Source organism: Variovorax endophyticus (assembly GCF_025376855.1).
Lineage (GTDB): Bacteria > Pseudomonadota > Gammaproteobacteria > Burkholderiales > Burkholderiaceae_C > Variovorax.
This window is the reverse complement of the sequence record NZ_JAHUTH010000008.1, coordinates 264,865-290,582: the sequence shown is the minus strand read 5'-3', so window position 1 is coordinate 290,582 and position 25,718 is coordinate 264,865. Positions and strand designations below refer to the sequence as shown.

Sequence of the window (25,718 nt, the reverse complement as noted above, 5' to 3'; positions counted from 1 at the left end):
CTTTTCCAAAAGAAAAGGGCGCGATCTTCGCGCCCTTTTCTTCTTCCGCCGGCGATGAAGGTTCAGAGCTTCTTCTGCATGAACATCGCGCTGCCGAAGGCCGGGTCGAGCTGGTAGTCGGCGAAACCTTCGCGCTCGTAGGCCTTGCGCGCGGACACGTTGCCCGACAGCACCTCGAGCGTGAGCTTGCAGGCACCGCGTGCGCGGGCCTCCTGCTCCACGCGCTCGAGCATGCGCTGCGCGAGCCGCTGGCCGCGGTGGCTGGGCGCCACGACCACGTCGTGCACGTTCACCAGCGGGCGGCAGGCGAAGGTCGAGAAGCCTTCCACGCAGTTGATCAGGCCGACCGGCTGCCCGTCGTCGTAGGCGAGCACGCTGAAGGCCTGCGGCCGGGCCGCGAGCGCGGCCGGCAGTTCGGCACGCACCTGCGCGCTCAGGGGCGTGCCACCACCGGCCGGATCGCGCGCATAGCCATCGAGCAGCTCGACCAGCGCCGCGGCCTGGGCGGGGTCGCGATAGTCGGCGAGCACGACCTCGATCGTCACTTCGCGCCTTCCACCGTGGCCACGAGGCGCCTGGCGCTGGCCTCGGCCACCTGCGCATCGCGTGCCTCGACCATCACGCGCAGCAGCGGCTCGGTGCCGCTGGCACGGATCAGCACGCGGCCGGCGTCGCCGAGCTCGGCCTCGATGCGCTTCGTTTCGCTGGCCAGGGCCGCGTTGTCCTTCCAGTTCTGGCCGGGCGCCAGGCGCACGTTGATCAGCGTCTGCGGGAACAGCACCACGCCTTCGAGCAGCTGCGCCACGCTCTTGCCGCTGCGCACGCAGGCCTGCAGCACCTGCAGCGCGCTCACGATGCCGTCGCCGGTGGTGTGGCAATCGAGCGCCAGCAGATGGCCCGAGCCCTCGCCGCCCAGCAGCCAGCCGTGCTTCTCGAGTTCCTCGAGCACGTAGCGGTCGCCGACCTTGGCGCGCACGAACTCGATGCCCTGTCCACGCAGCGCCACCTCGACCGCCTTGTTGGTCATCAGCGTGCCGACCACGCCGGCCGGCTTGTTGCCGCGCGCGATGCGCTCGGCCACCATCAGGTAGAGCAGCTCGTCGCCGTTGAAGAGGCGGCCGCTGGCGTCCACCAGCTGCAGCCGGTCGGCATCGCCATCGAGCGCGATGCCGTAGTCGGCCTTCTGGGCCGTCACGGCGGCGATCAGGGCTTCGGGGTGCGTGGCACCGAAGCCGTCGTTGATGTTGAGGCCGTCGGGCGTGCAGCCGATGCTCTGCACCTCGGCGCCCAGTTCGTGGAACACGTCGGGCGCCACCTGGTAGGCCGCGCCATGAGCCGCGTCGACCACCAGCTTCAGGCCGCGCAGGGTGAGGTCGTTGGCGAAGGTGCTCTTGCAGAACTCGATGTAGCGGCCGGCCGCGTCGTTGAGGCGGCGCGCCTTGCCCAGGCCGGCCGACTCGGCCCAGACCGGGTCTTCCTCGAGCGCGGCTTCCACCGCGAGCTCCCACTCGTCGCTGAGCTTGGTGCCCTGCGCGCTGAAGAACTTGATGCCGTTGTCGGGATAGGCGTTGTGGCTCGCGCTGATCACCACGCCGAGGCTGGCGCGCTGCGCGCGCGTGAGGTAGGCCACGCCCGGGGTCGGCAGCGGGCCGAGCAGCACCACGTCGACGCCGGCCGAGTTGAAGCCCGATTCGAGCGCCGACTCGAGCATGTAGCCCGAGATGCGGGTGTCCTTGCCGATCAGCACGGTCGGCCGGGCCTCGGTCTTCTTGAGCACGCGCCCCACCGCATGCGCGAGGCGCAGCACGAAATCGGCGGTGATCGGCGAACGGCCGACGGTGCCACGGATGCCATCGGTGCCGAAGTACTTGCGAGTCATGTTCTTGTCTTTTCTTTGGATGTTCGAAGGAATATTGTTGGAGAAAGCTGGCCCGGCTGCCGTGGCGATCCGATGGCTATGCGGCGGCCTTCATCGCGCGCCAGACCGCGAGCGCTGCGACCGTGTCGCGCACATCGTGCACGCGCACGATGGCAGCGCCATGATCGACCGCGAGCACGGCGGCCGCCACGCTGGGCACCCCGCGCTGCGCGGCCTGCTCGATACCCGTGACGGCGCCGATCGAAGATTTGCGCGACCAGCCCAGCAACAGCGGATGACCCGCGCCGAGCAGCTCGCGCTGCCGCGCCAGCAGCGCGAAATTCTGCGCCACGGTCTTGCCGAAGCCGATGCCGGGGTCGAGCGTGATGCGTTCGGGCGCGACGCCGAGCGCGCCCAGCGCGTCGAGCTGCGCGCGCCAGAAGTCCAGCACCCGCGGCACGACCTCGCCGTCCATCGGCGCGGCCTGCATGGTCTGGGGATCGCGGTGCATGTGCATCAGGCAGATGCCGCACGAGGGATGCGCGGCCACCGCCTCGCGCGCGCCCGGCTGGCGCAGCGCCCAGATGTCGTTGACGATGTCCGCGCCGAGGTCGAGCACCGCGCGCATGACCTCGGGCTTGTAGGTGTCGATGGAGAGCGGGACGTTCAGGCGCACCGCCTCGCGCACCACCGGCAGCACGCGCGCCAGTTCGGCCTCGAGCGGCACGGCGGGACTGCCGGGCCGGGTCGATTCACCGCCGATGTCGAGGATGTCGGCGCCCTCCTCCAGCAACTGCTCGCAGTGGCGCAGCGCGGCCGCGGTGGAGGCATGGGCGCCGCCGTCGGAGAAGGAGTCGGGCGTGACGTTCACGATGCCCATCACGCGCGGCTGCGCGAGGTCGATCGTGAAGCGGGAGGTCTGCCAGGAAGACATGGGGAGCGTCGTCATGCGGCGGCGACGGCCCGAACATGGAAAACGGGGCCTGAGGCCCCGTTGCTGTTTGATGCCAGACGCACTTCTCAGGCGGCGGTCGGCGAAGGTTCCGGATTCACGGCCGGCGTGCCGCCGTTGCCGCCACCGTTGCTGCCCGAGGGGGGCGTGCGCGGCGTCCAGTCCTTGGGCGGGCGCGGCTCCTTGCCGGCCATGATGTCGTCGAGCTGCTCGGAGTCGATGGTTTCCCATTCGAGCAAGGCCTTGGCCATGGCGTGCATCTTGTCGCTGTTCTCTTCGATCAGGCGACGCGCCAGCGCGTACTGGTCGTCGATGATGCGGCGCACTTCGGAGTCGACCTTTTCCATGGTCTGCTCGCTCATGTTGGTGGTCTTGGTGACCGAGCGGCCCAGGAACACTTCGCCTTCGTTCTCGGCATAGACCATCGGGCCGAGCGCATCGCTCATGCCGTACTTCATGACCATGTCGCGCGCCAGGTTGGTGGCACGTTCGAAGTCGTTGCTCGCGCCGGTGGTCATCTGGTGCATGAACACTTCCTCGGCGATGCGGCCACCGAACAGCATGCTGATCTGGTTCAGCATGTATTCGCGGTCGTAGCTGTAGCGGTCCTGCGCCGGCAGGCTCATGGTCACGCCGAGGGCGCGGCCGCGCGGAATGATCGTGACCTTGTGGACCGGGTCGCACTTGGGCAGCAGCTTGCCGATGAGGGCGTGGCCGGACTCGTGGTAGGCCGTGTTGCGGCGCTCTTCCTCGGGCATGACCATGCTCTTGCGCTCGGGGCCCATGAAGATCTTGTCCTTGGCCTTCTCGAAGTCCTGCATCTCGACCACGCGCGCATTGCGGCGGGCGGCCATCAGGGCGGCTTCATTGCAGAGGTTGGCCAGGTCGGCGCCCGACATGCCGGGCGTGCCGCGCGCGATCACGCTCGGGTTCACGTCCTGGCCCAGCGGGACCTTGCGCATGTGCACGCCGAGGATCTGTTCGCGGCCGCGGATGTCGGGCAGCGTGACATAGACCTGGCGGTCGAAACGGCCCGGACGCAGCAGCGCGGCGTCGAGGATGTCGGGACGGTTGGTCGCAGCCACGACGATCACGCCGAGGTTGGTCTCGAAGCCGTCCATCTCGACCAGCATCTGGTTGAGGGTCTGCTCGCGCTCGTCGTTGCCGCCGCCGAGGCCGGCACCGCGCTGGCGGCCCACCGCGTCGATTTCGTCGATGAAGATGATGCAGGGGGCGTTCTTCTTGGCGTTCTCGAACATGTCGCGCACGCGGGCCGCGCCCACGCCGACGAACATTTCGACGAAGTCGGAACCCGAGATCGAGAAGAACGGGACCTTGGCTTCGCCGGCGATCGACTTGGCCAGCAGCGTCTTGCCGGTGCCGGGCGGGCCGACCAGCAGCAGGCCGCGCGGAATGCGGCCGCCGAGCTTCTGGAAGCGCTGCGGGTCCTTGAGGAAGTCGACGACTTCACGCACCTCTTCCTTGGCCTCGTCGCAGCCCGCGACGTCGGCGAAGGTGACCGTGTTGTTGTTCTCGTCCATCATGCGCGCCTTGCTCTTGCCGAAGCTGAAGGCACCGCCCTTGCCGCCGCCCTGCATCTGTCGCATGAAGTAGACCCACACGCCGATCAGCAGCAGCATCGGGCCCCAGCTGACCAGCAGGGTCATGAGCAGGGAGCCCTCCTCGCGCGGCTTGACGTCGAACTTGACGTTGTTGGCGATCAGGTCGCCGACCAGGCCGCGGTCGAGGTAGGTGGCCGTCGTGCGGATCTTGCGGTCGTCGTTGGTGATCGCGACGATCTCGCTGCCGCCCTGGCCTTCCTGGATCGTGGCGCTCTTGATGCGGTTGCCGCGGACTTCCTCGAGGAAGTCCGAATAACCGATATTGCCTGCGCCGGCGGCGCCGCGGGTGTCGAACTGCTTGAACACAGTGAACAACACCATCGCGATGACAAGCCAGACGGCAACTTTGGAAAACCACTGATTGTTCAAACGAAGCTCCAGTCGAAAGCGCGTGACGGGAAGATGAAAATACGCGCTTGGGTACGCAGTTGCGCCCCATTTTAGGCTTTTCAAGCTGCGAAAAGCTCGGATTTCCCTAAAGCAGCCATAGCCTGACAAGGGTTTGGGCGGTTTTCGGTATCAACGCGTATCAGACGCCGGTTTTCAGGCCGATCCCGACCATGAAGGTCTCGGCCGAGCGATCGCGCGAGGCCTTGGGCTTGAACGGCTTCACGATGCGGAAATGGGCCTTGAAGAGCTTCACGAGCTGGTCGTAGCCGCTGCCGTGGAACAGCTTGGCCACCAATGCCCCCTCGGGCTTGAGGTGGTGCTGCGAGAAATCGATGGCCAGCTCGATCAGGTGGGCGATCCGCGCCGCGTCGGCCGACTCGATGCCCGAGAGGTTGGGCGCCATGTCCGAGACCACCACGTCGGCCTTGCGGCCGCCCAGCGCCTCGGTGAGCTGGGCCAGCACGCTGTCCTCGCGGAAGTCGCCCTGCAGGAAGTTCACGTCCTCAATCGGCTCCATCGGCAGGATGTCGATCGCGACGATGGTGCCCTCGAGCGCGCCGGTGGCGGCCCCGCCCGGCGACATGCGCCGGCGCACGTACTGGCTCCAGGCGCCGGGCGCCGACCCGAGGTCGACCACCAGCTGGCCGGGCTTGATGAGGCCCAGCGCCTCGTCGATTTCCTTGAGCTTGTAGGCCGCGCGGGCGCGGTAGCCCTCCTTCGTGGCCAGTTTCACGTAGGGATCGTTGACGTGGTCGTGCAGCCACGCCTTGTTGACTTTCTTGGGCTTCGCCTTGGTGCTCATGGATTGGCCTGGGTGCCGGGACCCGGTTTCTTCGGGGGCCGGCGGGTCGGCTCGTGGAGGTGCTGTTCTACGTCCGATAATACGGGGATGCCCGCCATTCAACTTACCCCTGCCGAGCGCAAGGTGCACCGCGCCGAAGCTCACCACCTGGATCCGATCGTCATGGTCGGTGGCGACGGGCTCACCCCTGCCGTGAAGAAGGAGGCCGATGCGGCCCTCAAGGCCCACGGCCTCATCAAGGTGCGCGTCTTCTCCGACGACCGCGCCGCGCGCGAGGCGATGCTGCAGGAGCTGGCCGACGAGCTCGATGCCGCCCCGATCCAGCACATCGGCAAGCTGCTGGTGCTGTGGCGTCCCAAGCCCGTGAAGGAACGCGTCGTCGACGAGGACCGCATGCCCGGCCCGCGCGACGTCAAGATCGTCAAGTACAGCAAGCGCGGCGGCCAGCGCCCCGAGATCAAGACCCTGCGCGTGCTCGGCAACCAGCGCCTCACGCCCGGCGGCACGATCAAGCGCGCCAAGGCCAAGCGGCCGCTGTCGGCCAAGAAGCGCAACCAGGCGGACTGAGCTTGGCGCCAGCACAGGGCGCCACGCGCCATATCCTCTGCATGAAATGGGGCACCAAGTACGGCCCCGAGTACGTCAATCGGCTCTATGCTATGGTGCGCCGCCACCTGAGCGGCGATTTCCGCTTCGTCTGCCTGACCGACGACGGCCAGGGCGTGCGGCCCGAAGTCACCTGCCTGCCGATCCCGCCGCTGAACCTGCACCTGGCGCCGGGCCAGCGCGACGGCGCCTGGAAGAAGCTGACGACCTTCGAGGCCGACCTGCACGGCCTGCGCGGCACCGCCCTCTTCCTCGATCTCGACGTGGTGATCGTCGGCAGCCTCGATGCCTTCTTCGAACACCCGGGCGACTTCCTGATCATCCGCGACTACGACCGCTTCTGGCGGCGCGGCCGCATCACCGGCAACTCCTCGGTCTACCGCTTCGAGCTCGGCGCGCATGCCGACGTCCTCGGCTACTTCCGCGATCATCTCGACGAGGTGCAGGCGCGGTACCGCAACGAACAGACCTACCTGTCCGACGTGCTGCACAGGCAGGGCAAGCTGGCCTACTGGCCCGACGGCTGGTGCCCGAGCTTCAAGTACCACGGCATCCCCGCCTGGCCCTCCAACTACTGGAAGGCGCCGTTCGTGCCGCGGGACGCGCGGATCATGGTGTTCCACGGCGAGGTCAACCCGCCCGATGCGCTGGCCGGCCGGCGCAACCGACGCTTTCGCTACATCCGCCCGGCGCACTGGGTCGCCGAGCACTGGACCGAGTAAGGTCCTTCCGGGCCTCAGCGCGGCCGCTGGCCGCCGCTCATGCGCCAGAGCAGCACGCTGGCACACAGCCACTGCACCAGGTACATCCCGCTGCCCACCGAGTGCCAGAGCTTGAGGTTCTCGCGCGCCACGATGCGCGGCGCCACGGCGTACTGCTGCAGCAGCGCGAGCAGCATGGCGGCCAGCACCAGGAACAGGGCCGTCAGCACCGGCGGCGTCATGCCGTCGTCGGCCTTGGCGCGGAAATGGATCAGCAGGATGAGCCCGCACAGCAGCGCGATCCAGCTCTGGGCCTCGAACAATTGCGCCGCGAAGTTGCCCGCCACCGAGGGATTGCCGAGCCGCGCGAACAGCATCGGCACGACGAGAAAGCCGATGGTCGTGAGGCTGCCCCACCAGAGGGCGGCCAGCATCAGCGCGACACGGTCCTTCATCGCAGCGCCGTTCAGAGGTAGCTGACCGCCACGATCTCGTAGCGCTTGAGGCCGCCGGGCGTCTGCACCTCGACGCTGTCGCCCTCTTCCTTGCCGATCAGCGCGCGCGCGATCGGGCTCGACACGTTGATCAGGCCCTGCTTCAGATCGGCCTCGTCCTCGCCCACGATCTGGTACTTGACCGGATCGCCGCTGTCCTCTTCCTCGAGTTCGACGGTGGAGGCGAACACCACCTTGCCGCCGGCATCGAGCTCGGTCGGGTCGATCACCTGCGCGGCCGACAGCTTGCCCTCGATCTCGATGATGCGGCCCTCGATGAAGCCCTGGCGGTCCTTGGCGACTTCGTACTCGGCGTTTTCGCTGATGTCGCCCTGGGCCCGTGCCTCGGCGATCGCATTGATGATCGCGGGCCGCTCCACCGTCTTGAGGCGGCGCAGTTCGTCGCGCAGCTTCTCCGCGCCGCGCTTGGTGATGGGGATGGTTGTCGCCATATATCGTTCTCCATAAAGCGAAACCGCCGAACGCTGCCGTTCGGCGGTCGATGGGGGAAGGCTCTCAAACGAGAGGTCGTCCGGTCAGCCGGCTCAGGATGGCGAGCGGGCTCGAAGCGGGATTGTATTGCTTCGCCGCGTCCAGGTGCAGGGTCTGTTCGAGCATGTACTGCCCGGCCATCACCGCGTGCGAGGTCTGGTCGGAGAAGCACACCCAGACCGAGCCGGGCGGGAACTCGGCGTTCTCCTGCGGCGAGGTCTTCTGGTAGTCGAGGTCCGACTTCATGCCGTCGTGCAGCTGCAGCATCAGGTGGTCGTACTCGCTGCGGAAGGACTTGGTCACGTGCAGCGCCTGCAGCAGCCTGGCCTGCCAGCGCGCATAGGGCTTGGCGCGCGGCAGGAAGCGGCGCGCGATGTCCTCGAAGGGCTCGCCCACGCGCCAAACGCGCGGCGCGCCATCGGGATTGACGTTGGTGAACACGCGCAGGATGCGCTCGCCGTAGTTGGGCCGCGAGGGAAAGGCGTCGACGTGCAGCCGCCGGTCGTCGGCACGCCACGACTGCACGCGCGTCTCGACCTGCGCCGGGCGGTAGCTGGTGGGCGCGAGCCGCAGCGCGGGCACGTAGTGCGGCAGCAGCCCATGGATGAGCTGCTGCGCCTGCGCGCGAAAACGCCCGACCATGCCGACCGCGAGTTGCTGCACCGCCTCGTCGCCCACGGCGCCCTTGAGCCTGCCGTTGGCGTCGAGGCTGATGTTGCGCACGTCGGGCGACAGCAGCGCGGGCGTGAGCAGCGCGCGTTCCTGCGGCTGCAGCTCGAAGCCCAGCCGCGGGAAGTACAGCACCTTGCCGGCCTCGAGCGCGGCGATCCACGCCTCGTTGGGCGTGGCCGCGCTCCAGTCGTCCAGCGCCAGTTCGACGAGCTGCGTTTCCATCGCGAGGCTCAGGCCGCGGCCAGCTGCGCGTGCATCTCCTGCACCGAGATCACGTCGAGGTCGTCCATGTAGCGCATGCCCTCGACCGCGGCTTCGGCGCCGAAGATCGTGGTGAAGGTGGTCACGCGCGCCAGCAGCGCCGAGGTGCGGATCTGGCGCGAGTCGGTGATCGCGTTGCGGCGCTCCTCGACCGTGTTGATGACCAGCGCGATCTCGTTGTTCTTGATCATGTCCACGATGTGCGGGCGGCCTTCGGTCACCTTGTTCACCGTCGCGCACTCGATGCCCGCGGCGTTGATGGCCGCGGCCGTGCCCTTGGTCGCGATCAGCACGAAGCCCAGCTGCGCCAGGCCACGCGCGACCTCGACCGCGCGCGTCTTGTCGTTGTTCTTCACCGAGATGAAGGCCTTGCCCGACTTCGGCAGGTGCGTGCCGGCGCCGAGCTGCGACTTCACGAAGGCCTCGCCGAAGGTCTTGCCCACGCCCATCACTTCGCCGGTCGACTTCATCTCGGGGCCGAGGATGGTGTCCACGCCCGGGAACTTGACGAACGGGAACACGGCTTCCTTCACGCTGAAGTACGGCGGCGTCACTTCCTTCGTCACGCCCTGCGACGCGAGCGACTGGCCCGCCATGCAGCGGGCCGCCACCTTCGCGAGCTGGATGCCGGTGGCCTTGCTGACGTAGGGCACGGTGCGCGAGGCGCGCGGATTGACCTCGAGCACGTAGATCGTGTCCTTGCCATCCTTCTGCTGGATCGCGAACTGCACGTTCATCAGGCCGACCACGTTCAGCGCCTTGGCCATCGCGGCGCTCTGGCGCTTGAGCTCGGCCACGGTCTCGGCCGACAGGCTGTAGGGCGGCAGCGAGCAGGCGGAGTCGCCCGAGTGCACGCCCGCCTGCTCGATGTGCTCCATCACGCCGCCGATCAGGGTCTGGCCCTCGGCGTCGCGCAGGCAGTCGACGTCGCATTCGACGGCGTCGTTGAGGAAGCGGTCGAGCAGCACCGGCGAATCGTTGCTGACCTTGACCGCCTCGCGCATGTAGCGCTCGAGGTCGCGCTGCTCGTGCACGATCTCCATCGCGCGGCCGCCGAGCACGTAGCTCGGGCGCACCACCAGCGGATAGCCGAGTGCCGCGGCCTTCTCGAGGGCCTCGGCTTCGGTGCGCGCGGTGGCGTTCGGCGGCTGCAGCAGCTGCAGTTCGTGCAGCAGCTTCTGGAAGCGCTCGCGGTCTTCGGCCGCGTCGATCATGTCGGGCGAGGTGCCGATGATCGGCACGCCGTTGGCCTCGAGGTCGAGCGCGAGCTTCAGCGGCGTCTGGCCGCCGTACTGCACGATCACGCCGACCGGCTTTTCCTTGTCGACGATCTCGAGCACGTCCTCGAGCGTCAGCGGCTCGAAGTACAGGCGGTCCGAGGTGTCGTAGTCGGTCGACACGGTTTCGGGATTGCAGTTGACCATGATGGTCTCGTAGCCGTCCTCCCGCATCGCGAGCGCGGCATGCACGCAGCAGTAGTCGAACTCGATGCCCTGGCCGATGCGGTTGGGACCGCCGCCGAGCACCATGATCTTCTTCTTGTCCGAGGGGTCGGCCTCGCACTCGTCCTCATAGGTCGAGTACATGTAGGCGGTGTCGGTCGAGAACTCGGCCGCGCAGGTGTCCACGCGCTTGTAGACCGGGCGAACGCCGAGCTCGCGGCGCTTCTCGCGGATCGCGGTGTCGGTGGTGCGCAGCTGCTTGGCCAGGCGACGATCGGAGAAGCCCTTCTTCTTCAGCGCCAGCAGCGTGTCGCGGTCGATGTCGGCCAGCGACTTGGTCTCGAGCTCGAGCTCGATCTTCACGATCTCCTCGATCTGCACCAGGAACCACGGGTCGATCTTGGTCAGCGCGAACACCTCGTCCACGCTCAGGCCCTGGGCGAAGGCATCGCCCACGTACCAGATGCGCTCGGGGCCGGGCTCGCCGAGCTCCTTCTCGAGCACTTCGCGGTCCTGCGTCTTCTCGTTCATGCCGTCGACGCCGACCTCGAGGCCGCGCAGCGCCTTCTGGAACGATTCCTGGAAGGTACGGCCCATGGCCATCACCTCGCCCACCGACTTCATCTGGGTGGTGAGGCGCGAATCGGCCTGCGGGAACTTCTCGAACGCGAAGCGCGGAATCTTGGTGACCACGTAGTCGATCGAGGGCTCGAACGAGGCCGGCGTGGCGCCGCCGGTGATCTCGTTGCGCAGCTCGTCGAGCGTGTAGCCCACGGCCAGCTTGGCCGCGACCTTGGCGATCGGGAAGCCGGTGGCCTTGGAGGCCAGCGCCGACGAACGCGACACGCGCGGGTTCATCTCGATCACGACCATGCGGCCGTCCTTCGGGTTGATCGAGAACTGCACGTTCGAGCCGCCGGTGTCGACGCCGATCTCGCGCAGCACGGCCAGCGAGGCGTTGCGCAGGATCTGGTATTCCTTGTCCGACAGCGTCTGCGCGGGCGCCACGGTGATCGAGTCGCCGGTGTGCACACCCATCGGGTCGAGGTTCTCGATCGAGCAGACGATGATGCAGTTGTCCGCCTTGTCGCGCACGACCTCCATCTCGTATTCCTTCCAGCCGAGCAGCGACTCCTCGATCAGCAGCTCGTTGGTCGGCGAGGCCTCGAGGCCGCGCTTGCAGATGGTCTCGAACTCCTCCGAGTTGTAGGCGATGCCGCCGCCGGTGCCGCCGAGCGTGAAGCTCGGGCGGATCACGGTCGGGAAGCCCACGCTCTTCTGCACCGCCCAGGCCTCGTCCATCGAGTGCGCGATGCCCGAGCGCGCCGAGCCCAGGCCGATCTTGGTCATCGCATCCTTGAACTTCAGGCGGTCCTCGGCCTTGTCGATGGCCTCGGGCGTGGCGCCGATCAGCTCGACCGGCTTGCCGGTGGCCGCGCCCTGGTACTTGTCGAACACGCCGTTGCGCCAGAGGTCGAGCGCGCAGTTCAGCGCGGTCTGGCCTCCCATGGTCGGCAGGATCGCGTCGGGACGCTCCTTGGCGATGATCTTCTCGACCGTCTGCCAGGTGATCGGCTCGATGTAGGTGACGTCGGCCGTGGCCGGGTCGGTCATGATCGTCGCGGGATTGCTGTTGATCAGGATGACCTTGTAGCCCTCCTCGCGCAGCGCCTTGCAGGCCTGCACGCCGGAGTAGTCGAACTCGCAGGCCTGGCCGATGATGATCGGGCCGGCGCCGATGATGAGGATCGATTTGAGGTCTGTGCGCTTAGGCATTCTCTTTCTCCGTCTTTTCCGTCTTGTTCTTTTCCATGAGTGCCGTGAAGCGATCGAACAGGTAGCCGATGTCGTGCGGGCCGGGCGAGGCTTCGGGGTGGCCCTGGAAGCAGAACGCGGGCTTGTCGGTGCGCGCCAGGCCCTGCAGAGTGTTGTCGAACAGGCTCACGTGGGTGGGACGCAGGTTCGCCGGCAGCGACTTCTCGTCGACCGCGAAGCCGTGGTTCTGGCTCGTGATGCTGACGCGGCCGCTGTCGAGGTCCTTGACCGGATGGTTGGCGCCGTGGTGGCCGAACTTCATCTTGAAGGTCTTCGCGCCCGAGGCCAGCGCCATGATCTGGTGGCCCAGGCAGATGCCGAAGGTCGGGATGCCGGTCTCGATCAGTTCCTTGACGGCGCTGATCGCGTAGTCGCAGGGCTCCGGGTCGCCGGGGCCGTTGGCCAGGAAGATGCCGTCGGGCTTGAGCTTGAGCACGTCGGCCGCGGGCGTCTGGGCCGGCACCACGGTGATGCGCGCGCCGCGCTGGGCGATCATGCGCAGGATGTTCTTCTTGACGCCGTAGTCGAAGGCCACGACGTGGAAGCGCGGCGTGATCTGCACGCCATAGCCCGACCCCAGCTTCCACTCGGTCTCGGTCCACTCGTAGGTCTGCTTGACCGACACGACCTTCGCCAGGTCGAGGCCGGCCATGCTCGGCGCGGCCTTGGCGGCGGCGATCGCCTTGTCGATCAGCGCCTGGGTGACCGCTTCCCCTTCGGCCAGTCCCAGGATGCAGCCGTTCTGCGCGCCATGCGTGCGCAGGTGGCGGGTCAGCTTGCGGGTGTCGATGTTGGCGATGGCGACGGTCTTGCCCTCCACCAGGTACTGCGACAGCGTCGCGGTATGGCGGAAGTTGGAGGCGATCTGCGGCAGGTCACGGATGATGAGGCCCGCGGCATGGATCTTGTCGGCCTCGATGTCCTCGGGATTGACGCCGTAGTTGCCGATGTGCGGATACGTGAGCGTCACGATCTGCTGGCAGTAGCTCGGGTCGGTGAGGATTTCCTGGTAGCCGGTCATCGCGGTGTTGAACACCACTTCGCCGACGGTGGAGCCGGTGGCTCCGATCGAGTTGCCTTGAAAGACCGTGCCGTCTGCGAGCGCCAGGATGGCGGGCGGGAAACTTCCCTTGAGAGACAAAAGCACTGGGTTCTCCGGATGGTTACGGTCGCCCGGCGTCCCGGGCTTCGAAGCCTTGGGACTGCTGCTTAAGGGGAAGATGGCGTGGAATGCGGCCGGGCGACGCTGATTTGCGAGTAAGCCCCCGATTGTAGCCCGGCGGCCGCGGCCTCTCGCCTCGCGGGGCATGAAGATTCGTTAGCGCGTACACCAGCCATGCGTCAATGGCATGAACCCGGCGGGCAACTGAGAATGTTTCTTATCCTTTGAGGGCCGACGCGCCACTGGCATGCAGGCAGATGGCGGCGGCCGCGGCCACGTTGAGCGATTCCTCGCCGCCGGGCTGCGCGATGCGGATGTGGTGCGTGGCCAGCGCTTCGAGCGCGGCCGACACGCCCTGCCCTTCGTGGCCCAGCAGCCAGGCGCAGGGATGCGGCAGCTTCGCCGCGTGCAGCCAGTCGCCGCGGTGCGAGCTGGTGGCGACCAGCGGCACCGCCAGTGCCGCGAGCGCCTCGGCATCGACACCCTCGATCAGCCGCAGGCCGAAATGGGCGCCCATGCCCGCGCGCAGCACCTTGGGCGACCAGAGCGCCGCCGTGCCCTTGAGCGCGATCACCTGCTGGAAGCCGAAGGCGGCGGCGCTGCGCAGCACCGAGCCGACATTGCCGGCGTCCTGCAACCGGTCGAGGACCACGGTGGGCGCCTCGGGCAGCACCGCGGGCCGCTCGGGCAGCTCGAGCAGGAAGCCCATCGGCGCCGGCGATTCCAGCCCGCTCGCCGCCTTCAGCAGTTCGTCGTCGACGACCACGGTCTTGGCGGCATCGCGCGACCATTCGGCGGGCGCCTGCGGCCAGAACGACAGCGAGAACACGGCCACCGACGGCGTCACGCCACGCGCCAGCGCGGCGCGGCACAGGTGGTCACCCTCGAGCCAGATGCGGCCCAGCTTGCGGTAGGCGCCCGGGTCCTGCGCCAGCTTGCGCAGGTCCTTGAGCAATGGGTTGTCGCGCGAGCTGATGCGGCTCGGGCCGGCGGGCGTGGTCATCGGATCAAGGCGCCGGACGAAGTTCGATCGCCACGACCTGGGTCTGCACCGACACAGCGGGCAGCGGCGATTCGACCTGGACGACCGGCACGGCAGGCGCCATGCGCGCCAGCGCGGCCGCCACCGGGCTGAACGAGCGCCGGTGGTGCACGCAGGCGCCGTGCTGCAGCAAGGCCTCGAGATGCTCGGGCGTGCCGTAGCCCTTGTGGCCCGCGAAGCCGTAGTGCGGAAACTCCTGGTGCAGCTGCTCGCAGAGCCGGTCGCGGTGCACCTTGGCCAGGATCGACGCGGCCGAGATCGCCTTCACTCGCGCATCGCCCTTGACGATGGCTTCGGCCAGCACGTCGAGCTGGGGCAGCCGGTTGCCGTCCACCAGCACCTTGGCCGGCTTCAGGCGCAGGCCCTCGACCGCGCGGCGCATCGCCAGCATGGTCGCCTGCAGGATATTGTGGGTGTCGATCTCCTCCACGCTGGCCTGCGCGATCGAGCAGCACAGCGCCTTGGCCATGATCTGGTCGTGCAGGCGCTCGCGCTGCAGCGCGGTCAGGGTCTTGGAGTCGGCCAGGCCGCGGATCGGGCGCTCGTCGTCGAGGATCACGGCCGCGGCCACCACCGGCCCGGCCAGCGGACCGCGTCCCGCTTCGTCCACGCCCGCCAGCAGGCCGGGCGCGTCCCAGGCCAGGGGCGCCTGCTCAGCCTTCAAGAACTTTCTGGATCGCATCGGCGCACAGTGTCGGCGTATCGCGCTGCAGTTGCACGTGGAGTTCGGCAAAACGCGCCTCGAGCGCGAGCACCCGCTCGGGCGCGTCGAGCCATTCGAGCGTGGCCTGGGCCAGCGCCTCGGGCGACGCGGCTTCCTGCAGCAATTCGGGCACCACGAAGTCGCGGCACAGGATGTTGGGCAGCCCGACCCACGGCTGGAGCTGCTTGCGCTGCATCATCCGCCACGAGAGGCTGTTCATGTTGTAGGCGATGACCATCGGCCGCTTGAACAGCGCCGCCTCGAGCGTGGCGGTGCCGCTGGCGATCAGCGTGACGTCGCAGGCGGACAGCGCGGCATGCGACTGGCCGTCGAGCAGCGTCACCGCGTCGCCCAGGCCGCTGGCCTTCAGCAGCGCCTCGACCTCGGCGCGCAGGCCCGGCAGGATCGGCGCCACGAAGCGCAGCGCGGGCCGCGCCTTGCGCATCAGCGCGGCGGCTTCGAAGAATCGGGCCGCCAGGTAGCGGACCTCGGAGCGCCGGCTGCCCGGCAGCAGCGCCACCACCTGCGCGTCGGGCGCGAGGCCCAGCGAGGCGCGCACCGCCGCGCGGTCGACCGTCATGGGAATCACGTTGGCCAGCGGATGCCCGACGTAGCTCGCCTGCACGCCCTGCGAGGCCAGCAGCTCGGGCTCGAACGGGAAGATGCACAGCACGTGGTCGGCCGCGGCGCGGATCTTCTCGATGCGCTCGGGCCGCCAGGCCCAGATCGACGGGCAGACGAAGTGCACCGTCTTCATGCCGCGACCGCGCAGGCCGGCCTCGAGGTCGAGGTTGAAATCGGGCGCGTCGACGCCGATGAAGAGCTCGGGCCATTCGCGCAGCAGCCGCGCCTTGAGCTGGCGCCGGATGCCCGCGATCTCGGCGTAGTGGCGCAACACTTCGATGTAGCCGCGCACCGCGAGCTTTTCCTGCGGCCACCAGCTTTCGAAACCGTGCGCCAGCATGCGCGGGCCGCCGATGCCGGCGGTCTGCAGATCGGGCCAGCGCGCGGTGAGGCCGTCGAGCAACAACCCGGCCAGCAGATCGCCGGATGCTTCGCCGGCGACCAGCGCGAAGCGTCGCTGCCCGTTGGATGTCATCGCTAGACGCTCAGCGCGCGATGCCGCGCGTGGAAGTGGCGAGGAAGCCGTCCATCAACGCCACGTCGGCCGCGGCATCGGGCGTTTCGGCAGCCAGCGCGGCGATGCCGGCGCGCGCCTCCTCGAGCGTCTTGCCCTGGCGGTACAGCAGCTTGTGCATGTCGCGGATGGCCGCGATGCGCCCAGCCGAGAAATCGCGCCGGCGCAGGCCGACCAGGTTCACGCCGCGCACCGCGAGCGGGGTGCCGTCGACCACCATGTAGGGTGGCACGTCCATCGCGACATGGGTGCCGAAGCCGATCATCGCGTGCGCGCCGATGCGCATCCGCTGGAGGATGCCCACCAGCCCGCCGACGGTGACCCAGTCGCCGATATGCACATGGCCGGCCAGCGTGGTGTTGTTGGCCATGGTGATCTGGTTGCCGAGCTGGCAGTCGTGCGCGATGTGCACGTAGGCCATGATCCAGTTGTCGTCGCCGATACGGGTGACGCCCGCATCCTGCACAGTGCCGACATTGAAGGTGCAGAACTCGCGCACCGTGTTGCGGTCGCCGATCGTGAGCTCGGTCGGTTCGCCCGCGTGCTTCTTGTCCTGCGGTACCGCACCCAGCGAGGAGAACTGGAAGATGCGATTGTCGCGGCCGAGGGTCGTGTGACCCTCGATCACGCAATGCGAGCCGATGACCGTTCCCGCACCGATACGCACATGCGGACCGATCACGGTATAGGGACCGACCGCGACCGACGGATCGAGTTCGGCCTTGGGATCGACGATGGCCGTCGGATGAACCTGCGTCATGCGCCGATCGTCAGGCGTTGATCTGGCGCATCGCGCACATCAGCGAGGCCTCGCAGGCCAGCTCGCTGCCCACCAGCGCCCGACCCTTGAACTTCGAGATGCCGGCCTTCATGCGCTCGATCTCGACCTCCAACGTGAGCTGGTCGCCCGGCTCCACGGGCCGCTTGAAACGCGCGCCGTCGATCGCGGCGAAGTAATAGACGGTGTTGTCGTCGGGCACGATGTCGAGCGAACGGAACGACAGCAGCGCCGCGGCCTGCGCCATGGCTTCGAGCATCAGCACGCCGGGCATCACCGGGCGGTGCGGGAAGTGGCCGTTGAAGAACGGCTCGTTCATGGTCACGTTCTTGAGCGCCGTGATGCGCTTGCCCTTCTCCATGTCCAGCACGCGGTCGACCAGCAGAAAAGGATAGCGGTGCGGCAGCAGCTTGAGGATTTGATGGATGTCGAGCGTCGTCGTCATGGTGGTCTTCTGTTCCTGCATCGTCGTCATGGTTGGGGGGGAGCCTTCTCCAGCGCCTTCAGTCGTTCGCGCAGGCTGTGCAACTGCTTGAGCGTTGCAGCGTTCTTTTCCCAGGTCGCATTGTCATCGATGGGGAACATGCCGGTGTACTGGCCGGCCTTGCGGATGGAGCGTGTCACCACGGTGGCGGCGGACACGTGGACGTTGTCGGCCACGCTCAGGTGGCCCAGCACGATGGCGCCGCCCCCGAAGGTGCAGTTGGCGCCGATGGTCGCGCTGCCGGCCACGCCGACGCAGCCCGCCATCGCGGTGTTGCGGCCGATGCGCACGTTGTGGCCGATCTGGATCAGGTTGTCGAGCTTCACGCCGTCCTCGAGCACGGTGTCGTCGAGCGCGCCGCGGTCGATGCAGGTGTTGGCGCCGATCTCGACGTCGTTGCCGACGCGCACCGCGCCGAGCTGCTCGATCTTGACCCAGCCTTCCTTGCTCGGCGCGAGGCCGAAGCCGTCGGCGCCGATGACCACGCCCGGATGCAGCAGGCAGCGCTCGCCGATCGTGCAGTCCTCGCTCACGGTGACGCGCGACTTCAGCACCGTGCCGGCGCCGATGCGCGCGCCGCGCTCGACCACGCACAGCGCGCCGATGCGGGCCGTGGGGTCGACCTGCGCTTCGGGATGGACCACGGCCGAGGGATGGATGCGCTCGGCCTCGGGCCGCGCATGGCTCGCCTTCCACAGCTGCGTGAGCCGCGCGAAATAGAGGTAGGGATCCGCCGCGACGATGTAGGCCCCGCGCGCGGCCGCGGCCTCGCTCATCGCGGGCGACACGATCACGCACGCGGCCCTGGAGGCCGCGAGTTCCTGCTGGTATTTGGGATGGCTCAGGAAGCTGAGCGCATCGGGCTGTGCATTCTGGAGCGGGGACAGCCGCTCGATGGACAGCGTCGCATCGCCATGAAGCTCGCCCCCGAGGGCGTCAACGATGGCTCCTAGCTGCAGCGCCACGCCGGTACGCGGCGTTACTTGCCGCCCGTGGGCGAGGAAGCGGGCGACGGCGTGCTCAGCGAGGCGTTGAGCGCCTTGATCACCTTGTCGGTGATGTCGTGCTTCGGGTTGATGTAGATCGCTTCCTGCAGGATGGCGTCGTACTTCTCGGCTTCGGCAACCTGCTTGACCACGCGGTTCGCACGGTCGTAGACCTGTTGCAGCTCTTCGTTCTTGCGGGCGTTGAGGTCTTCCTGGAACTCGCGGCGACGGCGCTGGAAGTCTCGATCCTGCTCGATCAGCGTGCGCTGGCGCGCGTTGCGCTGGCTTTCGGGCAGCGTGGCGGCCTCGCGCTCGAACTTCTCGGAGGCGGCCTTGAGGGCATCGCCCTGCGCCGTCAGGTCCTTCTCGCGCTTGAGGAACTCGGCCTCGAGCTTGGCCTGCGCCGCCTTCGCGGGCTGCGCTTCGCGCAGCACGCGGTCGGGATTGACGAAGCCGATACGAAATGTTTCCTGCGCCTGCGCCCAGGCAGGCGCCGCGACCCATGCCATCGCGGGAATCAGCAACGCGCCTGCCGCGGCGCGAATCAAATGCGTCATTAGAAAGAGGTTCCGATCTGGAATTGCAGGCGCTGGATTCTATCCTTCGGGATCAGGATGAGACCCGTGTTCGGGTCCTGCACTTCCTTCTGCTGGCGCACCGGCACCGCGTAGGCGATGCGCAGCGGGCCGAGCGGCGAGATCCAGCTGATGCCGAGGCCGACCGAGGCACGGATCTTCTTCGAGGCCTTCCACTGCTCGTCGGTGAGGCCGGCTGAGCGCGAGCCGAAGACGTTGCCGGCGTCGAAGAAGCCGTACAGGCGCAGCGTGCGGTCGTTGCCGGCGCCGGGGAACGGCGTGCTGAGCTCGGCGTTGAAGATCGCCTTCTTGGTACCGCCGAGCGCCGCGCCTTCGGTCTGGCCGAGCAGCGGCACGTCGCGCGGACCGAGCGAGTTCTGTTCGAAACCGCGCACCGAGCCCAGGCCGCCGGCGTAGAAGTTCTTGAAGATCGGGTAGACCTTGCCGCCGAACGCCTTGCCGTAGCCGACTTCGGAGTTGATCGCGAAGGTGTACTGCTTGTTGATCGGGAAGAACTGCTGGTACTGGTAGTTGGTCTTGATGTACCGCATGTCGCCGCCGACGCCGATCTCGAGGTTGGCGCGCTGCAGGCGGCCCTTGGTCGGGACCAGGGCGCTGTCGCGGTCGTCGCGCGCCCAGCCCACGGTCAGCGGGATGCCCCAGACGCTGTCGTTCGCGCAACCGTCGATCACGTCGAAGGTGATGCCCGGCACGAGACTCGGGACCGGACGCGTCGTGCAGCCGAAGTAGCTGCGGTAGGCGTTCGGGGTCAGGAACGCGTAGGTGTTCTTGGACTTGAAGGCGTAGCGCTCCACACCGATGCCGAAGAACACGGTGTCGAGTTCGCTGAACGGCACGCCGAAGCGGATCGAGGCGCCCTGGTTGACCAGTTGGTAATCGCCGTCGACCGCCGTGTTGTAGGGGCGGGTCGTGTTGTGATAGACGCTGATCGTGCGCGAGATGCCGTCCTTGGTGAAGTACGGGTCGGTGGTGGTCACCGAGATCGTGCGGTTCGACTTGCTGGTGTTGACCTGCAGGCCCAGGTAGTTGCCCGAGCCGAACACGTTTTCCTGCTGGATGCCGAAAGTCAGCGAGACGCGCTCCGCGCTCGAGTAGCCGGCGCCCAGCTGCAGCGAACCGGTGGGCTTCTCGGCCACGGTGATCAGCAGGTCGACTTGGTCGGGCGAGCCCGGCAGTTCCTGCGTCTCGACGTTCACTTCGGTGAAGTAGCCCAGGCGGTCCACGCGGTCGCGCGAGAGCTTGATCTTGTCGCCGTCGTACCAGGAAGCCTCGTACTGGCGGAATTCGCGGCGGATCACTTCGTCGCGCGTGCGGGTGTTGCCACCGACGTTCACGCGGCGCACGTAGACGCGGCGCGAGGGCTCGCCCTGCAGCACCAGCGTCACGCGGTTGTTGACCCGGTCGATCTCGGGCTTGGCCTGCACGCGCGCGAAGGCGTAGCCGAAGGTGCCGAAGTAGTCGGTGAAGGCCTTGGTGGTCGCATTGACCTGCTCGCCGTTGTAGGGTTCGCCCGGCTTGATCGTGACCAGCGTCTTGAACTCGTCGTCGCGGCCGAGGAAGTTGCCGTCGAGCTTGACGCCCGCGACCACGAACTTCTCGCCTTCGGTGATGTTGACCGTGACCGACAGGTCCTGGCGGTCCGGCGAGATCGCGACCTGGGTCGAGTCGACGCGGAATTCGAGGTAGCCGCGCGTGATGTAGTAGCTCTTCAGCGTCTCGAGGTCGGCATTGAGCTTGGCGCGCGAGTACTGGTTCGACTTGGTGTACCAGCTGAGCCAGCCGCCGCTGTCCTGGTCGAACAGGTCGAGCAGCGTGCTCTCGCTGAAGTCCTTGTTGCCGACGATGTGCACTTCGCGGATGCGCGCCGAGTCGCCCTCGGTGACCGTGAAGGTCAGGTTCACGCGGTTGCGCTCGATCGGCGTGACGGTGGTCACGACCTGTGCGTTGTAGAGGCTGCGGCTCACGTACTGGCGCTTGAGCTCCTGCTCGGCGCGGTCGGCCAGGGCCTTGTCGTAGGGCCGGCCTTCGGTCAGGCCGACTTCGCGCAGCGCCTTCTGCAGCGCGGCCTTGTCGAATTCCTTGGTGCCGACGAAGTCCACGTCGGCGATGGTCGGGCGCTCCTCGACGATCACCACCAGCACATTGCCGTTGACGTCGATGCGCACGTCCTTGAACAACCCCAGATCGAACAACGCGCGGATCGCGGCGGAACCGCGGTCGTCGCTGTAGGTGTCGCCCACGCGCAGCGGCAACGACGCGAAGATCGTTCCGGGCTCCACGCGTTGCAGGCCTTCCACGCGGATGTCGCGCACGGTGAAAGGCTCGACGGCCCAGGCTGCCGTGGCCGCCAACGTGCTGGCCACCAGTGCGGCAACGCTACGCAGGCGAAAGCGACTGAAGTTTTTGTTCATCTGTGAATTGATCCGGCGCGGAAAGGGCCGGCAAGATAGTTAACCAAAGAGCCGCGATGTGTCGTTGAACAAGGCAATCGACATCATGACCAGGAGCAGGGCAACGCCACCGCGCTGAAGCCAGTCCATCCAGACGTCGGAGACGCTTTTACCGGTCAGGCCCTCCCAAAGATAATACATCAGGTGCCCCCCATCGAGGACCGGCAGCGGGAGCAGATTGAGCACGCCCAGGCTCACGCTGATGAGTGCGAGGAACACCAGGTACTGCGTGAGCCCCAGGCTGGCGGACTTGCCGGCGTAGTCGGCGATGGTGATCGGGCCGCTGAGATTCTTGATCGAGGCCTGGCCGATGACCATCTTGGCCATCATGCGCACGGTCAGTGCCGAGACCTCCCAGGTACGGACCACGCCGCGCCAGACGCCGTCGACCGGCCCCTGCCGCACGGTCACCATCTCGGGCGGCGCGCCCACGTAGGCGCCGATGCGGCCGACCTTCAGGCCGCCCTCGTCGCGCACCTCGGGCACGACCTCGAGGGTCTGGGCACGGCCTTCGCGCTCGATCCGCCACGGCTGCGCCTGCGCCTTGCCGTCCTTGACCGAGGCACGGATCGCCTCGCGCAGCTGCTGGCCATCGACGATGGCGGTGTCGCCGATGGCGCGCACCAGGTCGCCGCGGCGCAGGCCCGAGCGCTCGCCGGCGCCGCCGGCCATCACCTCGCCGATCTCGGGGCGGGTCATGGGCGCGAGCACGCCGATCTTGCGGAACATCTGGGCATCGGCATCCTTGGCCTCGATGCGGCTCAGCGGCAGCACCAGCGTGCGGGCCGGCTGGCCGCCCTGCCCCGCCACCTCGAGCGTCAGGTCGTGGCCGTCGAGCGCGCCGCGGGTCATGCGCCAGCGCAGGTCCTCGAAGGACTGGACCTCGCTCAGATCGTCGCCCTCGAAGCCGGCACGGGCGATGTGCTCGCCGCCGCGCAGCCCGGCCTGCTCGGCCAGCGAGGCCGCCACCGGCCGCGCCAGGGTCGCCACCGGCTCCTGCACGCCGATCCAGTTCACGGCCGTGTAGAGGGCCACCGCCATCAGCAGGTTCGCGATCGGGCCGGCCGCGACGATGGCCGCGCGCGAGCGCAGCGGCTGGGTGTTGAAGGCGCGGTGGCGCTCCTCGGGCGCCACCGGCGCCTCGCGCTCGTCGAGCATCTGGACGTAGCCGCCGAACGGGAACAGGCCGACGGCGAACTCGGTGTCCTGCCCCGGATGCTGGCGCCGCGGCTTCCAGGTGTAGACGGGCTTGCTGATGCGCCAGAGGAAACGGCCGAGCAGCGAGGGGCTGTCCGGGCTGCCGAAGGGCAGCGTGGCCACGCCGAAGCGCTTGACCTTGACGCCGCAGGCCACCGCGACCCGGTAGTGCCCGAACTCGTGCACGGTGATCAGCAGGCCGAGCGCGACGATGAACGCGACGAGGGTGAGCATCCGGAACCTTGCTTCTGGGAATCGGCGACGCGGGTGGGCGTCAGGCGGAAAGGCGCAGCGCCGCGGCATTCGCGGCGGCGCGGGCGCTGGCGTCGATGGCCAGCAGATCGGCCAGCGACGCCGGCTTGGAGGGCGCAACCGCCTCCAAAGTTTCCATGTTGACCGCATGAATGCGGTCGAAGCGCAGCCGGCGCGCCAGGAAGGCCTCGACCGCGACCTCGTTGGCGGCATTGAGCACGGCCGTGGTGCCCGGCGCCGCGCGCAGCGCCTGCCAGGCCAGGTCCAGGCCCGGGAAGAGCGCCGCGTCGGGCGCGGCGAAGCTCAGGTCGGCCAGCTGGCGGAAGTCCAGCCGCGTGGCCCCGCTCTCGATGCGCTCGGGCCAGGCCAGGCCGACGGCGATCGGCACCCGCATGTCGGGCGTGCCGAGCTGGGCCAGCACCGAGGCGTCGGTGAACTGCACCATCGAATGGACCACGCTCTGCGGATGGATGACCACCTCGATCTGCTCGGGCGCCACGCCGAACAGGTGCCGCGCCTCGATCACTTCGAGGGCCTTGTTCATCATGGTGGCCGAATCGACCGAGATCTTGGGCCCCATCACCCAGTTGGGATGGGCGCAGGCCTGCTCGGGCGTGACGGAGCCCAGGGTGTCGGGCGCGCGGGTGCGGAACGGACCGCCCGATGCGGTGAGGATGATCTTGTCGATGCGCCGCGCCCAGGTGGACGGGTCCTCGGGCAGCGACTGGAAGATGGCCGAGTGCTCGCTGTCGATTGGCAGCAGCGTCGCCCCGCCCTCGCGCACCGTGCGCATGAACAGGTCGCCGCCGACCACCAGCGCCTCCTTGTTGGCCAGCAGCAGGCGCTTGCCGGCGCGCGCGGCCGCCAGGCAGGGACCCAGGCCGGCGGCGCCGACGATGGCGGCCATGACGGCATCGACCTCGTCGTGCGATGCTATCTCTTCGATAGCGCCCGCACCAGACAGAACCCGGGTGGGCAGATGGTTCTGCTGCAGCTTTTCGGCCAGCGCGGCCGCATGGGCTTCGCTCGCCATGACCGCGAAGCGTGGGGAGAAGCGCGCGCACTGCGCGAGCATCTCGTCGACCTTGGTGGCGGCCGAGAGCGCGAAGACCTCGAAGCGCTCGGGATGACGCGCGATGACGTCGAGCGTGTTGGCGCCGACCGACCCGGTCGAGCCGAGCACCGTCACGCGTTGTCTGGGGAAAGTGTTCACAGAAAAGCCAGCATCATTGCAATGGGCAGCGTGGGCAAAAGGGCATCCACCCGATCGAGCACCCCGCCATGGCCGGGCAGCAGCCGGCTGCTGTCCTTGGCGCCCGCGCTGCGCTTGATCAGCGATTCGACCAGGTCGCCGACCACGCTCATCGCCGCCATGAAGACCACGCCGAGCAGCAGCAGCCACCAGCCGCGCGTCGCCAGCCGGCTGTAGAGGCTGGCCACCGTGGCCTGCGCCGAGGCATCGGCCCAGACCCAGACCAGTGCCAGCACCACCACGCCCGCCATGCCGCCCCAGACGCCTTCCCAGCTCTTGCCGGGACTGATGGCGGGCGCGAGCTTGCGGCGCGTGAACTTGAGACCGAAGGCGCGGCCGGCGAAATAGGCGAAGACGTCGGCGACCCAGACCAGCACCAGGATCGACAGCAGGAAGTTGATGCCGATCAGGCGCGCCTGCACCGCGGCCAGCCAGGCCACCCACAGCGCGAGCAGCCCGCCCACCAGCCTGATGCCGCGCGGCACCTTGGGCCAGCCCGGAACGGCGGCACGCAGCAGCGCCGCGCCACCGAGCACCCAGGCGGCGCTGGCGACGATCCACAGCGGCAGCAGCGGCTGGGCCAGCAGCCCGAGCCACCACGAGAACGCGCACAGCGCCACCATCTCGAGGCCCAGGAACACGGACACGCGCTGGCCGTAGCCGTTGAGACGCCCCCACTCCCAGGCCGCGGCGCCGATCAGCACCAGCATCACGCAGCCGAAGGGGACGTAGGAAGGATAGAAAAGCGCCGGCAGCAGGATCGCCAACAGGACGATCGCCGTGAGGATGCGTTGCTTGAGCATGCAGCGGGGTCGTCCGGAAAAGAGGGGATCAGGCGGTCTGGCGCGATCGGGCGTCGGTCGTGACCTGCGCCGAGGTCTTGCCGAAGCGGCGCTCGCGGTTCTGGAATGCGGCGATGCCCTCGTCGAGCGCGGCCTCGTCGAATTCGGGCCAGAGCTTGTCGCTGAAGAACAGCTCGGCGTAGGCGCTCTGCCAGAGCAGGAAGTTCGACAGCCGCTGCTCGCCGCCGGTGCGGATGAACAGGTCGGGGTCGGGCACGTGGGCCAGCGCCATCGCGCGGTCGAGGTTGAGTTCGGTCAGCGGCTCGCCGCGCGCGGCCAGCTTGGCGGCGGCCTGGGCGATGTCCCAGCGGCCGCCGTAGTTGAAGCACACGTTGAGCACCAGGCAGTCGTTGGCCGCCGTGGCGTTCTCGGCGTCGACCAGCCCCTTCACCATCTTCGGCGACAGGCCGCCGCGCTCGCCGACGAAGCGCAGCTGCACGCCGTCGCGGCCGAGCTTGGGCACCTCGCGCGCAAGCGCGCCGACCATCAGGTCCATGAGGCCCGAGACTTCCTCGGGCGGACGGTTCCAGTTCTCCGAGGAGAAGGCGAACACGGTGAGCACCCGCACGCCGCGATCGACGCAGGCCTTGACGCAGCGCCGCAGCGACTCCACGCCCTGCTTGTGCCCCGCCACGCGGGGCAGGAAGCGCCGCGTGGCCCAGCGGCCATTGCCATCCATGACGATGGCGATGTGGTGCGGAATGGTCTGCGGCTTGGAGGCGGCCATGG

General features: G+C 68.1%; 24 protein-coding genes. 2 read left to right on the top strand and 22 right to left on the bottom strand.

The window, feature by feature from the left end; genetic code table 11:
• Positions 1-62 precede the first annotated feature (62 nt).
• From KV106_RS13365 to KV106_RS13345, 5 genes are all read right to left on the bottom strand, one after another.
• On the bottom strand, positions 63-545 hold the full coding sequence (locus KV106_RS13365) for a GNAT family N-acetyltransferase (RefSeq protein WP_261210692.1): 483 nt from the start codon (positions 543-545) through the stop codon (positions 63-65).
• Positions 542-1,879 (bottom strand): phosphoglucosamine mutase, encoded by a 1,338-nt coding sequence (gene glmM, locus KV106_RS13360; protein WP_261210691.1) that lies wholly within the window; start codon positions 1,877-1,879, stop codon positions 542-544. Before glmM ends, KV106_RS13365 begins: the two co-directional genes overlap by 4 nt.
• Positions 1,880-1,955: 76 nt before the next feature.
• The gene (gene folP, locus KV106_RS13355) at positions 1,956-2,807 is read right to left on the bottom strand and encodes a dihydropteroate synthase (protein ID WP_261210690.1); all 852 of its coding nucleotides are present in this window, start codon (positions 2,805-2,807) and stop codon (positions 1,956-1,958) included.
• A 71-nt stretch (positions 2,808-2,878) separates the two neighbouring features.
• On the bottom strand, positions 2,879-4,801 hold the full coding sequence (gene ftsH, locus KV106_RS13350; protein ID WP_057591678.1) for an ATP-dependent zinc metalloprotease FtsH: 1,923 nt from the start codon (positions 4,799-4,801) through the stop codon (positions 2,879-2,881).
• Between the two features lie 160 nt (positions 4,802-4,961).
• Positions 4,962-5,624, bottom strand: a complete 663-nt coding sequence (locus KV106_RS13345) for an RlmE family RNA methyltransferase (RefSeq protein WP_057591677.1) — start codon at positions 5,622-5,624, stop codon at positions 4,962-4,964.
• An 87-nt stretch (positions 5,625-5,711) separates the two neighbouring features.
• On the opposite strand from KV106_RS13345, the gene KV106_RS13340 reads away from it, so the two are divergent.
• Positions 5,712-6,191, top strand: a complete 480-nt coding sequence (locus KV106_RS13340) for a YhbY family RNA-binding protein (protein WP_057591676.1) — start codon at positions 5,712-5,714, stop codon at positions 6,189-6,191.
• A 41-nt stretch (positions 6,192-6,232) separates the two neighbouring features.
• Positions 6,233-6,952 (top strand): hypothetical protein, encoded by a 720-nt coding sequence (locus KV106_RS13335; RefSeq protein WP_057591675.1) that lies wholly within the window; start codon positions 6,233-6,235, stop codon positions 6,950-6,952.
• A gap of 14 nt (positions 6,953-6,966) precedes the next feature.
• Here the strand turns inward: KV106_RS13335 and KV106_RS13330 are convergent, their stop codons facing one another.
• The 17 genes from KV106_RS13330 to uppS all read right to left on the bottom strand — a co-directional run bounded on the left by KV106_RS13330 (position 6,967) and on the right by uppS (position 25,716).
• Complete coding sequence (locus KV106_RS13330; protein ID WP_057591674.1) at positions 6,967-7,386, bottom strand: DUF4149 domain-containing protein; 420 nt, start codon at positions 7,384-7,386, stop codon at positions 6,967-6,969.
• An 11-nt stretch (positions 7,387-7,397) separates the two neighbouring features.
• A complete protein-coding gene (gene greA, locus KV106_RS13325; protein ID WP_057591673.1) occupies positions 7,398-7,877 on the bottom strand; it encodes a transcription elongation factor GreA in 480 nt (159 codons plus the stop codon).
• Between the two features lie 64 nt (positions 7,878-7,941).
• Positions 7,942-8,811: a Kdo hydroxylase family protein gene (locus KV106_RS13320; RefSeq protein WP_261210689.1), complete on the bottom strand. Its 870-nt coding sequence runs from the start codon at positions 8,809-8,811 to the stop codon at positions 7,942-7,944.
• A gap of 8 nt (positions 8,812-8,819) precedes the next feature.
• Positions 8,820-12,068 carry a carbamoyl-phosphate synthase large subunit gene (gene carB / locus KV106_RS13315; RefSeq protein ID WP_261210688.1) on the bottom strand — a complete coding sequence of 1,083 codons (3,249 nt, stop codon included), beginning with the start codon at positions 12,066-12,068 and terminating at the stop codon, positions 8,820-8,822.
• Entirely contained in the window at positions 12,061-13,254 is a 1,194-nt protein-coding gene (gene carA / locus KV106_RS13310; protein ID WP_057591670.1) for a glutamine-hydrolyzing carbamoyl-phosphate synthase small subunit, read from the bottom strand. The genes carB and carA overlap by 8 nt, the downstream gene beginning before the upstream one ends.
• Before the next feature lie 232 nt (positions 13,255-13,486).
• Positions 13,487-14,272 (bottom strand): TrmH family RNA methyltransferase, encoded by a 786-nt coding sequence (locus KV106_RS13305; RefSeq protein WP_057591669.1) that lies wholly within the window; start codon positions 14,270-14,272, stop codon positions 13,487-13,489.
• Between the two features lie 4 nt (positions 14,273-14,276).
• A complete protein-coding gene (gene rnhB / locus KV106_RS13300) occupies positions 14,277-14,993 on the bottom strand; it encodes a ribonuclease HII (RefSeq protein WP_261210687.1) in 717 nt (238 codons plus the stop codon).
• Positions 14,965-16,113: a lipid-A-disaccharide synthase gene (lpxB, locus tag KV106_RS13295; RefSeq protein WP_261210686.1), complete on the bottom strand. Its 1,149-nt coding sequence runs from the start codon at positions 16,111-16,113 to the stop codon at positions 14,965-14,967. Before lpxB ends, rnhB begins: the two co-directional genes overlap by 29 nt.
• A gap of 10 nt (positions 16,114-16,123) precedes the next feature.
• Entirely contained in the window at positions 16,124-16,912 is a 789-nt protein-coding gene (gene lpxA / locus KV106_RS13290) for an acyl-ACP--UDP-N-acetylglucosamine O-acyltransferase (RefSeq protein WP_057591668.1), read from the bottom strand.
• Positions 16,913-16,922: 10 nt separating this feature from the next.
• Complete coding sequence (fabZ, locus tag KV106_RS13285; RefSeq protein WP_172705594.1) at positions 16,923-17,405, bottom strand: 3-hydroxyacyl-ACP dehydratase FabZ; 483 nt, start codon at positions 17,403-17,405, stop codon at positions 16,923-16,925.
• Positions 17,402-18,379 carry a UDP-3-O-(3-hydroxymyristoyl)glucosamine N-acyltransferase gene (gene lpxD, locus KV106_RS13280; protein ID WP_261210685.1) on the bottom strand — a complete coding sequence of 326 codons (978 nt, stop codon included), beginning with the start codon at positions 18,377-18,379 and terminating at the stop codon, positions 17,402-17,404. The genes fabZ and lpxD overlap by 4 nt, the downstream gene beginning before the upstream one ends.
• Before the next feature lie 14 nt (positions 18,380-18,393).
• Complete coding sequence (locus tag KV106_RS13275; protein ID WP_057591666.1) at positions 18,394-18,957, bottom strand: OmpH/Skp family outer membrane protein; 564 nt, start codon at positions 18,955-18,957, stop codon at positions 18,394-18,396.
• A complete protein-coding gene (bamA, locus tag KV106_RS13270; RefSeq protein ID WP_261210684.1) occupies positions 18,957-21,407 on the bottom strand; it encodes an outer membrane protein assembly factor BamA in 2,451 nt (816 codons plus the stop codon). The genes KV106_RS13275 and bamA overlap by 1 nt, the downstream gene beginning before the upstream one ends.
• 39 nt (positions 21,408-21,446) lie before the next feature.
• Positions 21,447-22,877 carry an RIP metalloprotease RseP gene (gene rseP / locus KV106_RS13265; RefSeq protein WP_057591664.1) on the bottom strand — a complete coding sequence of 477 codons (1,431 nt, stop codon included), beginning with the start codon at positions 22,875-22,877 and terminating at the stop codon, positions 21,447-21,449.
• Between the two features lie 40 nt (positions 22,878-22,917).
• Positions 22,918-24,108 carry a 1-deoxy-D-xylulose-5-phosphate reductoisomerase gene (gene ispC, locus KV106_RS13260; protein WP_261210683.1) on the bottom strand — a complete coding sequence of 397 codons (1,191 nt, stop codon included), beginning with the start codon at positions 24,106-24,108 and terminating at the stop codon, positions 22,918-22,920.
• The gene (locus KV106_RS13255; protein WP_261210682.1) at positions 24,105-24,950 is read right to left on the bottom strand and encodes a phosphatidate cytidylyltransferase; all 846 of its coding nucleotides are present in this window, start codon (positions 24,948-24,950) and stop codon (positions 24,105-24,107) included. Before KV106_RS13255 ends, ispC begins: the two co-directional genes overlap by 4 nt.
• A gap of 28 nt (positions 24,951-24,978) precedes the next feature.
• Positions 24,979-25,716 carry a polyprenyl diphosphate synthase gene (gene uppS / locus KV106_RS13250; protein WP_261210681.1) on the bottom strand — a complete coding sequence of 246 codons (738 nt, stop codon included), beginning with the start codon at positions 25,714-25,716 and terminating at the stop codon, positions 24,979-24,981.
• Between the last annotated feature and the right edge of the window lie 2 nt (positions 25,717-25,718).